The following is a 10,743-nucleotide window of genomic DNA, read 5'->3' on the forward strand; positions in this document are numbered from 1 at the left end:
CCGTCCCTCCGATGAGGCCCGTCAAAGACCGCTGGACGTGGCCTGCACGGACGCCCCCGGTGTCCGCTTGACCCCCAAGGCGGGACGTGGCGCGGGCAGGCGTGGGACACGCCAACACGGGTCCCGCCGCGCGGGGTTGCTGGCCTCGGACGGACGGGCTTAGGGGATCAATCAGGAGGAGGGACAGGTCTTCTCGGAGGAGCGCCAACGGGGACGCAGTGCCGAACAATCTTTCTCGCGAATGGCAACTTGGCCCCCAGATCACGCACCCATCGACAATCGGCCTCACGCACCCACCGTCGCGTGCCACAGCTGCGCCGTGTCCGATGGCCAGAAACCGCAGGCAGAACCGAGCACGTTAGGCATTGTTCACCGCACTCACAGGCATCGGCCCTGTTAGTCCATCGTCATAGGGCGAGAGAGGGGTGATTGGGGGTCTTGGCCTGCGATCAGCCAAGGACCGTCGCTGCGCAGATTTTCACCCCGCCTGCGATCAACTGACGAGGGACGACCGCAACCAAGGGCTACCGGTCGAGAAGCCCCTCGCCCATGGCATTGAGGTTGATCATTGCCGCAACGGCGACGACCGCGCCGCAGCCGGCACAGAGAAGCGTCAGCAGTATACCTGGATCGAGCGCATGTTTCGCGACGCCATGGGCCAACGCGTAACCCGCCAGGGCGGCGGGCAGCGCAAAGAGGCCGAGCGCCCCGAGGCGGAGGAACGGGTTCCGAGCAAAGCCGAGAATGGCAATGACGAACGCGACAGAGAGCGCCGCCCCCGCTAAGCCGGCAAGGAAGGACAGGCCGAAACCGGCACCGCCACCATGAACCTGCAGAAACGCGGCGATCCCGGCCATGACCGGCAGCGCGAAGACTGCAAAGCGAAAGGCCAGCACGCTAAGAGCGATGGACAGGGAGATGGCAAGAAGAACAAGCGACATGGACGCCTCCATAGGTCTGTGACTGCGGGGATCACGACAGGCTGCCCGAATGTGCGCACCGCCTGCGACTATGCTGCTTCGCCGGTTCTGCTCGGGAAAGCATAGTGACGCTCTATTTCCGAGGAAAGCCGGGGAAAAACTGGTAGCAAGATCTTGCGGATCACCGAGCGCGCCTCGACCCCTTCTTGCTACCAACCAGTATTGATTGCGTGCGTATCTGCTAAGAAGGTTGATACACCTTGATCGCTCAATCTGACTAAGTGCTTGAAGTGCTTAACGCATTCCTGAAGGAGATTAAGTGTAAGCCGCGGCTGGCCGTTTTGCCCCAAGAGAAAATCAAGGTCCGCTGGTAGTTCGTATCCATGTGCAATTGTGTGTCGGATCCTCACCCAAGCGTCAGTTCTAATGCGCGTGTCATGACCGTTCCACTGCCTCGGCCCCTGATGCCATTCCCAAATAGGCCATGGGTCGAATCCAGTGATGTTTTTCAATAGCGATCTCGCATTTTGGCAGTTGGGTGTATTGAACCGCCCAATCTCCTGTTTGGCTGCGGTCTTCCTTGTTTGTAGCATTAGCTTTGCCCAATCTGGTGGCGCAATTCCATCTGCTGGATGATCGAGGGAATTCTCAACAACTTCTATGAATTCTAAAGAGATTTTTTCCAAGTAGGCCTGCCATGCGGCCACGGTCATCACGACACCTGCCCGATGGATGGCATCTTGCTGGTGCCTGCGTCCTCGCCCTTGCTGAACTTGGCCGTGGACGCTGATTAACTGGTTTACCAACTCGAGCTGGCCAGAGAATTGCTCTTGGGACTGAGATGGCATGGCAGAGAGGATCCAGATATCGCTAGACAAGGATTGCTTCATAGAGATTTTTTTTCAAGCTTCGCTACAGATGGAGTGTGGGTGGCGCTCACGCGCCACTCTCGTGTTTCAGGACGGGAATACCCAGCTTGCGTGCCTTGTCGGCGAGGTTCTCCTGGATCCCGGTGCCCGGAAAGACCAGCACCCCGATCGGCAGGACGTCCAGCATCGCGTCGTTGCGCTTAAACGGAGCCGAGCGGCCGTGCTTGGTCCAGTCGGGCCGGAAGGCGACCTGCGGCACCTTGCGGTGATCGGCCCAGCGGGAAGCGATGAGTTCCGCACCCTTGGGTGAGCCGCCGTGGAGCAGCACCATGTCCGGGTGCTTGGCATGGACACGGTCGAGCCGCGCCCAGATCAGGCGGTGATCGTTGAAATCCGCCCCGCCGGTCACGGCCACCTTGGGACCCTCGGGCAGAAGCAGCTGCGCTTCGGCTCGACGGCGGGCGGCGAGGAAATCGCGGCTGTCTATCATCGCGGCGGTCAGGTTGCGATGGCTGACCCGTGAGCCGGTCCGCGGATGCCAGGGCTTGCCGAGGTGATGCTCGAAGCCCTCTGCTGCGAGGTCGCGAAAGAGTTCCAGTGCCGTGCGCCGTTCGACCATGCTTTGCCCCTCTGCCACGAGGCGTTCGAGTTCGAGGGATTTCACCTCCGAGCCATCCTGTTCCCGCTGCAGGCGGCGCTGCGCCTGTTCGTTGTCGTCGAGTTCACGTTTGGCCCGCGCCAGCGCGCGATGGAAGAGGTTGACCGCACCCCAGAGCAGTTCGTCGAGATCGGGTTCGAGACGTGTATCGCCGAGCGTCGCGACAAGGGCGTCGAGGATATCGGCGACGGCACCGGCGATCTGGCTGCCCTCGGGCAAGGGACGCGGGTCGGGTTCATCTTCGTAGGGGCGCCAGCCGTAGAGCTGGAGTTCGGTCAGGACATTGGCGGTTGAGGACGTGCTGTGATGCGGCTCGTGGGCATCGGTTTCGGGATCGTGGGTCATCTGCGGGTTCCTTCCTGGGGGGAGCCGCGCGCCACACGCGGCCTTCGTGGCAGGAACGCGCCCACGGGCGGGGCGGCCGGGCAGCCCGAGCCTTTCGCGAGGGCCTTGATGGCCAAGCCCGGCTATTTTGCCTCGCGATGCAAAGCGCCCCAAGGGGGCGCGGCGGAAAATAGCCGGAGCGCGGCCATTGCCGGGCCGTCCCGATTGTGGGCCTCCTGCCCTCTGAGAAGGCCGTGCGCGCCGGCCTTTCCCGTGGATGGGAACCGCGCGCGGGATGCCCCTGCGAAAATGATGCTGTGAGCCGTACAGCGCCAGCCCGATTGCCGCCCTGTCACACCGGCACGGAACGAGCGGCATCCTCGACGTGGAGATGAAGCCGAAACCGCGCTTTCAAAGCCGCCAGCCCATAGCGTCGGAGATCATCGTTGAAGTCGCCCAGTCGCGGCGAGAGGGTCAACGCCTCGATCCCGACCTCGGCTGCGCGCGCCTCCAGTCGATCCCTCGCCGCCGTGCCAGCAGTGTCACGGTCGCGCAACACGTAGAGCCGCCGCAGACCAGCGGGAAACCGGATGGCGGCCAGGTGTCCCGATGACAGCGCCGCGACAGCGGGCAACTCAGGCAGGGCCGAGCGCACGGAAAGAACTGTCTCGATCCCCTCGCCCGCGATGAGCACGTCTGCGGGCGCGCCGAACCGCACCCCGTTCCCGAGCAAAGCACCCATCGCGCGCCGCGGTGTGTCGATATCGGCCTTGGCGCTCCCGTCCGGCCGTAGCCAGGTGCGATGGGTCCCGGTCTGGCGGCCCTCGAGATCGGTGATGGCAGCCAGCATGGCCGGAAGCCGCGCGACCGGCCCGCTGCCTTCGGGCCGATAGAAGCAGGCGGAGTGGAACCGCAGGCTTGGCATTTGGTCAATCGCTCCGATGCCACGCCCGCGCAGATAGGTCTCTACAGGAGTGCCGAAAATCGGCACGCCCATTGCAAACAGGCGTCGTGCCGACTCCTGGGAACCGGTGGCAACTGGTGGCCGTGAATGTGGAGAATGTTGTCGAGGTGGATCAGGTAAGGGCAAGCTCAAGAAGCGTCGGGCTTCATCGGCAACGTCCTTGAAGTCGACCAAGCCGCAGCTTTCCCGGATGACATCGAGCAGATCGCCATGCTCCCCCGTAGCTGCGTCGGTCCATTTTCCAGCGGCACGGTTGCCGGACAGTGGCCCGGACAGCCGAACGAACATGGATCGACCCGGTTTATTCTGAACGTCGCCAACCAGCCAGTACTGACCCTGCTTCCGGCCGTTCGACAGATAGTGTCGGCACACCGTTTCGGCATTCCGGGCAAGTTGGTGCGAAAGCTCGGTAGCGGGGCTCGTCATGGCGGTCTCCAAGAGGGTTGGACGCAATCAGGGGCCCGCCATGACTGACGGGCCCCTGACTTTGGACCTTGGGGGAAGATCCCGTGCTGCTCGTAGGTCACTCGGCGGCTGTCTTGGCGAAGGCGTCACCGGCGACGGGATCATCTTCCTCCATTGGGTCAGAGTCTCCGATAGCCAGTTCGCCGCCGTCTTCCGCCGTTTGCGCTTCGCTGCTGTCGGGATCGTCTTCCGAAGCGTCATCGTCGGAGCGGTCCGCGTCCTCGACCAACTCGATCTCCGGGACATCCTCTTCCGGCAGCGGCGGCGTGCGCAACGGTTCGGGCAGCCAGCCGGTGCCCATGAGCAGGTCCTCTGCTGCCGTCACCATCTCGGCCTTCTTCAGCCCGGCGATCCGGTCAGCGGCGTCCGCACCCTTCGCCTCGCGCACGGCCTCCAGGATGCGCGCCTTGGTCACGCGGCCGAGGTAGCTGTCACCGGTGGCCGTCCAGCCCGCCCTTGCCATGTCGAGCCCGACAGTCCCGGCCAGCACATCCGCATGCGCGATGGCGCGCGGTCGGCGCTGATAGGGATCGTGGACGGCATTGACGCTCATCGCCACACAATGGGCGAAGAGCGCCTCGCGGCTGCAGCTGTCGAACTCGGTCAGCGCCTCCCAGAGGTCCTCGGATGCCTTCGGCAGGTTCCGCGCCCAGGTCTCGTGACGCTGGTCGATGGCCTGCGCATAGGCCGTGTCGCCGAGGCCCGGCACCTGCGATCCGAAGCCCGCGTTGCGCGGTTCGATCTCGATGCAGCTGTCGACCGCGTAGCGATAGAAGAGCCGCAGGACCATCGCGTGCAGGGCCGCGAGGAAGGCGACCTGCGGGTCCTGGGCCAGTGCGTTGCGCAGCGCCAGAGTCCGATGGGCCGTCAGTTCCATGACGAGGCGGTCGGAGAGCGGTTTGAGGCCGTCGTCCTCTTCCTCCTCGTCCGCGGCAGAAACGACGGTGTCATCAGCGTCCTCGATCGGCGCCGTTTCTGGTGCGACCTCGCCGGTGTCCTCCACCTCCTCGACCGGCTCATCCTCCGGCCGCACATAGCCCCGTTCGACCCGCAGCCGCCCGGAACTGTCGATGCTGACGAAGGCTCCTGCCAGCGCGAGGTCTTCTGCCTCGTACCGGATCGGACGTGCCTCGAGTGCTTCCATCGCCTCCTCGATCTCGCCCAACCGGGTATCGACTTCGTCGGGCAACTCGTCGGCCTCCGCATGCTCGGCCTCGAGCGCGTCGTATTCGGCCTTCAGCGCCTGGTAGCTGGCAGCCTCCTCGTCGCTCATCGGCACCGCTTCGCCATGAACCCGGCGCATCCCGAAGGTGTGGCCGTAGGGGAATTCGGTGTCGACCTCGACCCATTTCCAGCCCTCGGCGCGGACCGCCTCGGCCTCCTCGGCCAGTTTCTCGCGCACCAAGACGTCGAGCAGGGCGGCATCCTGCAGCCAGCCACCGTCGTCCTGCTGGAACAGGTCGCGCAGGATCTCGCCCCCGGCCTCGACGTAATCGTCGAGCCCGACGAACTGCGCCCGCTTGTCCGAGGCGCGTACCGCACCCTCGGTCAGCATGCGGCGGATTTCGTAGGGCTGCCGGGAATAGTGCCGCTGCAACGCCTCCCAGACCTGCTCCTGCCGCGCGTGATCGGGATTGACCGTGAAGGCCATGAGCTGGTCGAGCGTCATCTCCTCCTCGGCATAGGCGTCGAGCAGCGTGGGCGCGACCGCGGCGAGCTTCAGCCGCTGCTTGACCACGCTGGCCGAGACGAAAAAGGCCGCCGCGATCTCCTCCTCGGTGCGGCCCTTCTCGCGCATCGCCTGGAAGGCGCGGAACTGGTCGAGCGGATGAAGCGGCGCGCGCTGGACGTTTTCGGCGAGACTGTCCTCTTCTGCGAGCCCATCGGTGCGGACGATGCAGGGCACCAGCGCGGTCTTGTTCATGCGCTTCTGTTTGACGAGCAGTTCGAGCGCGCGGAACCGCCGTCCGCCCGCCGGGATCGTGTACATGCCGGTCTCGGCGCCGCTCTCGTCCAGCACGGGCCGCACGGTGATGGAGCTGAGCAGCGTCCGCCGCGCGATGTCCTCGGCCAGTTCCTCGATCGACACGCCCGCCTTGACGTGGCGCACGTTCGACTGGCTGAGCATCAGCTTGTTGAAGGGGACGTCGCGCGAGGCGCTGAGGGTGATTTTCTGTTGCTTAGTCATCGGGATATCTCCGCGACAGGCCGGCCAGGAGCCTCTCCCCCGACCTCCAAACCCGTCACGGAAAGCCCGGCCCGCCTCTTACTCTCAAGGCAGAAGGGCCACCGCGCCGCAGCGCTTCACACCAGAAAAGGAGCCCCTCACTGATCGGGCGGCAAATCGCTCCACCGGACACGCAGATTTTTGCCCTTCGCCTTTGGAAAAGACTTTCGATCAATCATTCTGCCAGAAACCTCAAATTCCTCGTTTATCTTGACTACCAGCAGCTTAGACCAATTTCCTGCCAACTTCACGAGGACCTCGTCTCGGTTCTTGAAAGGCGTTATGGTTTTGACCTCTATGTGGTCATTGCCAAGTCTTCCATCAGCGCCTTGGGCATAGTTCTTGTTCAGTTTTATGCCGTAAGTGATGGCACCAAATAGCTCTCCAATGTCTCCGTAGACGTTTAGATGCAGGCCGGTTTCCAAATGGTAGCTCTCGGCCAAGGACAATAGATCAAGGAAATACGGGATCATCGAACGGATCGCATTTGGATATTTTGCTCCCCATTCCTTGTACCGAAGCTGTTGGTCTATTTCTGACCAAGTCACCCACTCCCCATCGTCATAAAAGGCGCGATCGGACCAATCGATTTCTTCCATGTAGCAACTCCGAGGTGACGTCATCGCAAACTATAGCGCGAGCCAATTCTCTATGATCCGTAGTTCTCGACCCTTGGATTCACAACGGGCGACCACCCTTTGATGGCCGCCCGTTACATACTTCGCTAGACGGCCTTCTCCAACAGTCCCTTCGCCTTCCCTTCCATCACCAGCCGCGCATCCTGCTGCGGCTTCGACCGAGCCACCGCGGTGATCCCCTGCACGAAGTCGAAGACGCTCTCGGGCGGGCGGCCTTCCTCGGCCAGGACCGTCTCGACGATCCGCCCTGCGTCCGCCTTCGAGAACCCGCGCTTTCGGAGGAAATCCTGACGGTCCTCGTCCGACCGCGCGACGATCTTCTCCCGCGCCGCGCGGATGCCGTCGATGAAGGGCGCGGGCGACGACTCGGCGAAGCGGCTCAGCGCCGGGGCGGCCTCGTGGGCGAAGCGGGAGGCGGCGTATTTGGAGTGCCGGATCGTGATCTCCTGGAAGTCCTCGACGCCCCAGAGGTTGCGGTTCTGGCAGACCGCGCGCAGGTAGAAGCTGGCGATGCCGAGCGTCTTGGCGCCCACCTCCGAGTTCCAGCAATAAAACCCACGGAAATAGAGGTCGGGTGAGCCGTCGGGCAGCAGCCCCGCCTCGATCGGGTTCAGGTCGTCGACGAGGAACAGGAACACGTCACGGTCCGAGGCGTAGAGTGTCGTCGTCTCCTTCGTCACGTCCACGCGCGGATTGTAGATGCCCGTTGACCAGTCGAGCACGCCGGGCACCTTCCAGCGCGTGTCGCCGGTGCCGTTGCCCGCGATGCGCTGAACGGCGGAGACCAGTTCGTGGTCGTAGATGCGGCCATAGTCGGGGCCGGTCACCGCACGCAGTTCCGTGCGGCCATCCGCGACCTCCATCGTCTTGATCTGCTCCGCCCGGTGGTTGGTCAGGCCGTACTGCAGGTTGATCCCCGCCAGCGGCGCGGGCAGTTGGCGCAGATAGGCGGCAGGCGCGCCGACAAGGCTCGAGAGTTGGCCGAAGGACCAATGCGTCGGTGCAATGGGTTCATCCGCGCCAGGCAGTACAAGGCCCAGCTTCTCCGGGTTGTCGCGATGCGCCTCGACCCGGATCGCGGCACTCTCCACCGTGCGCGTCCGACTCCGCTCCGCCCGGCGCTTGACCGATGCGAAGAGATCGTCGAGCGACAGATACCGCTCGTCATCCGGCCGCGAGAACCACTCCGACGACACGCGGTCCACGTTCTCGCCGCGCGACACATCCACCTTGTAGCCGCCGCTCATGTCACGCCCGGCATCGATGATTTCGGTGTTCATTGGAAAACCTCCGCGACGGGCGCCGGAGGCCTCTCCTCCAGCCCTCAACCCGTCACGGCACCCCTCCCAGTCTCTCGCTCTCTCGCTTGGCCAGTGGCGGCTTCCCGCGCCTTAGTGACACCTGCGTTGCGCGATTCGGGCGGCCTATGGCAGACTTCGTTCAGGCGACGGTCTTCGGGCCCTGCCACAGCTTAGGGCCCCTAAATGGTGAGAATTCGCATAGAACAGCGCAGTATCTCCGGATTCCGGGCCGCCGATTTGCGCGACGCTGTAGCAGCCATCAATACGCCAGACTACGCGAGTATGCGCGCGCCCCACCTCCAACCCGCTATGATGCATAGGCTTTTTCCTTCGTACGTGTGCCAGCCTCTGGCAAGCTGGTGCTTATGGAAAGGGACCAGAAAAGCAGGCCGGGGGCTGACGCCTCAAGGGACGCCCAGGACTCATCTCGGGAAAGCGGAGCATCTGAGAACAAAATCGCGCGCCTCACGCCTTCTGGCGATGATCCGCGACTGGTCAACCTTGTTCGCTTGTTGGCGCGGCAGGCGGCGAGAGAGTTCATTGAGACAGAGAACAGGCGGCATGCACGGGCTCGCCTCCACGATTAAGGGGGCCATCGCATGAAGGCAGCGCTTTACGCTCGGTATTCATCTGACAACCAACGTGATGCGTCGATCGAGGATCAGCTGCGCATCTGCCGTACACGCGCGGAGCGGGAAGGCTGGACGATAATCGATAGCTACACGGATCGCGCAATTTCCGGGGCGTCCTTGCTTCGGCCTGGCGTTCAGGAACTGATCGCGGATGCGCTGAAGGGCCGTTTCGACGTGATCCTCGCGGAGTCGCTGGATCGCCTCTCCCGGGACCAGGAGGACATCGCCGGGCTCTACAAGCGGATGCGCTTTGCAGGGGTGAGTATCGTGACTCTGTCCGAAGGCGAGGTCAGCGAATTGCACATCGGTCTCAAGGGAACGATGGGTGCACTCTTCCTCAAGGATCTAGCCGACAAAACCCGGCGCGGTCTCCGCGGGCGCGTCGAGAAGGGTCGCTCCGGTGGTGGACTTTGTTATGGGTATGACGTCATTCGCACGGCCGATCCGGACGATCGGGGCGAGCGGGACATCAATCCAGCCGAAGCAAACGTCGTTCGGCGCATCTTCAGGGATTACTTGTCCGGACAATCCTCGCGGACGATTGCAATGACCTTGAACCGGGAGGGCATTTCAGGACCGCAGGGCAAGGAATGGGGGCCTTCGACGATCCACGGCAACCCGAAACGAGGGACGGGCATTCTCAACAACGAACTCTACATCGGTAGGCTCGTCTGGAACCGACTGCGATACATGAAGGATCCTGACACCGGCAAGCGCGTCTCCCGCCCGAACCCGGAAAGTGAATGGGTTGTCCAGGAGGTCCCGGACCTTCGGATTGTGGACCAAGATCTCTGGGACGCGGTGAAGAAGAGGCAAAAGAGCCTTTCGTTTGATACGTCGCCGACAGGCAGCAATCCTATGAACGATAGACGGCGGCCGAAGCACCTTTTCGGCGGCCTCATCAAGTGCGGGTGCTGTGGTGGCGGGTACTCCCTGATTTCGAAAGACCTGCTTGGCTGCGCAGCGTCGCGGAACAAGGGCACATGCGATAACCGTCTGAACATCCGTCGGGATGTCTTGGAGGCGTCGATCTTGAATGGCCTTCGGAAGCATCTCATGTCGCCGGAGCTCTTCAATGAATTCTGTGCGGAGTTCACGCGCGAGGTAAATCGGCTCCGGATCGAGCGCGGGGCCGACCTGGCCGGCTGGAGGAGCGAACTCGAGAAGGTTGACCGCGAGCTCGACAAGATGGTCGATGCCATTCTTCAAGGCTTCCCGCCTGCAAAGCTGAAAGACAAGGCCGAGAAGCTGGAGGCGAGGAAGTCGCAGTTGAGCGAGCTCCTGGACAATGCCGACGAGCCGCCGCCGTTGCTGCACCCGAACATGGCACGGATGTATCAGGATCGGATCGCCAAGCTCTGCGAGAACCTGCAATCCGAGGAAGATCGTGGCACTGCTGTCGACGTGCTTCGATCACTCGTTGATGAAATCACCCTCGTGCCCGAGAACGGCGAACTCTCCATCGTCCTTCGGGGCGACCTGGGGGCGATCCTGCGCTTTGCAGCCGGAAAGCAAAACCCCGACTTCCTTTCGGAGGCCGAGGCTTTGGACAACCTGCTTTCGCAGAAATCGTTGGTTGCGGGAGGGCGCAGCAGACGATCCCGGCGCGCGGGAACCTCAAAAGCAAAAACCTCCGCGGCAGGACCGACGGAGGCATCGCAAGTATCGTTGGTTGCGGGGGTAGGATTTGAACCTACGACCTTCAGGTTATGAGCCTGACGAGCTACCGGGCTGCTCCACCCCGC

Annotated in this window: 8 protein-coding genes; 1 reads left to right on the forward strand and 7 read right to left on the reverse strand. The window is 63.0% G+C overall.

The window, feature by feature from the left end; translation table 11 throughout:
• Positions 1-524: 524 nt before the first annotated feature.
• From BKY27_RS17340 to BKY27_RS17365, 7 genes are all read right to left on the reverse strand, one after another.
• Positions 525-941 carry a hypothetical protein gene (locus tag BKY27_RS17340; protein WP_071675757.1) on the reverse strand — a complete coding sequence of 139 codons (417 nt, stop codon included), beginning with the start codon at positions 939-941 and terminating at the stop codon, positions 525-527.
• A gap of 188 nt (positions 942-1,129) precedes the next feature.
• Positions 1,130-1,810, reverse strand: coding sequence for a hypothetical protein (locus BKY27_RS19990; RefSeq protein WP_146636288.1), 681 nt, complete (start codon positions 1,808-1,810; stop codon positions 1,130-1,132).
• Positions 1,811-1,856: 46 nt separating this feature from the next.
• A complete protein-coding gene (locus BKY27_RS17345) occupies positions 1,857-2,792 on the reverse strand; it encodes a DUF2493 domain-containing protein (RefSeq protein ID WP_071675748.1) in 936 nt (311 codons plus the stop codon).
• Between the two features lie 331 nt (positions 2,793-3,123).
• The gene (locus tag BKY27_RS17350; protein ID WP_071675749.1) at positions 3,124-4,161 is read right to left on the reverse strand and encodes a DUF7146 domain-containing protein; all 1,038 of its coding nucleotides are present in this window, start codon (positions 4,159-4,161) and stop codon (positions 3,124-3,126) included.
• 97 nt (positions 4,162-4,258) lie between these two features.
• On the reverse strand, positions 4,259-6,388 hold the full coding sequence (locus tag BKY27_RS17355) for a ParB/RepB/Spo0J family partition protein (protein WP_071675750.1): 2,130 nt from the start codon (positions 6,386-6,388) through the stop codon (positions 4,259-4,261).
• A gap of 137 nt (positions 6,389-6,525) precedes the next feature.
• Positions 6,526-7,026 carry a hypothetical protein gene (locus BKY27_RS17360; RefSeq protein ID WP_071675751.1) on the reverse strand — a complete coding sequence of 167 codons (501 nt, stop codon included), beginning with the start codon at positions 7,024-7,026 and terminating at the stop codon, positions 6,526-6,528.
• A 125-nt stretch (positions 7,027-7,151) separates the two neighbouring features.
• Positions 7,152-8,345, reverse strand: a complete 1,194-nt coding sequence (locus BKY27_RS17365) for a DUF932 domain-containing protein (protein WP_071675752.1) — start codon at positions 8,343-8,345, stop codon at positions 7,152-7,154.
• A gap of 620 nt (positions 8,346-8,965) precedes the next feature.
• On the opposite strand from BKY27_RS17365, the gene BKY27_RS17370 reads away from it, so the two are divergent.
• Positions 8,966-10,711: a recombinase family protein gene (locus BKY27_RS17370; protein WP_071675758.1), complete on the forward strand. Its 1,746-nt coding sequence runs from the start codon at positions 8,966-8,968 to the stop codon at positions 10,709-10,711.
• The last annotated feature ends 32 nt before the right edge of the window (positions 10,712-10,743 follow it).

The organism is Nioella nitratireducens (assembly GCF_001879715.1).
Classification (GTDB): domain Bacteria; phylum Pseudomonadota; class Alphaproteobacteria; order Rhodobacterales; family Rhodobacteraceae; genus Nioella; species Nioella nitratireducens.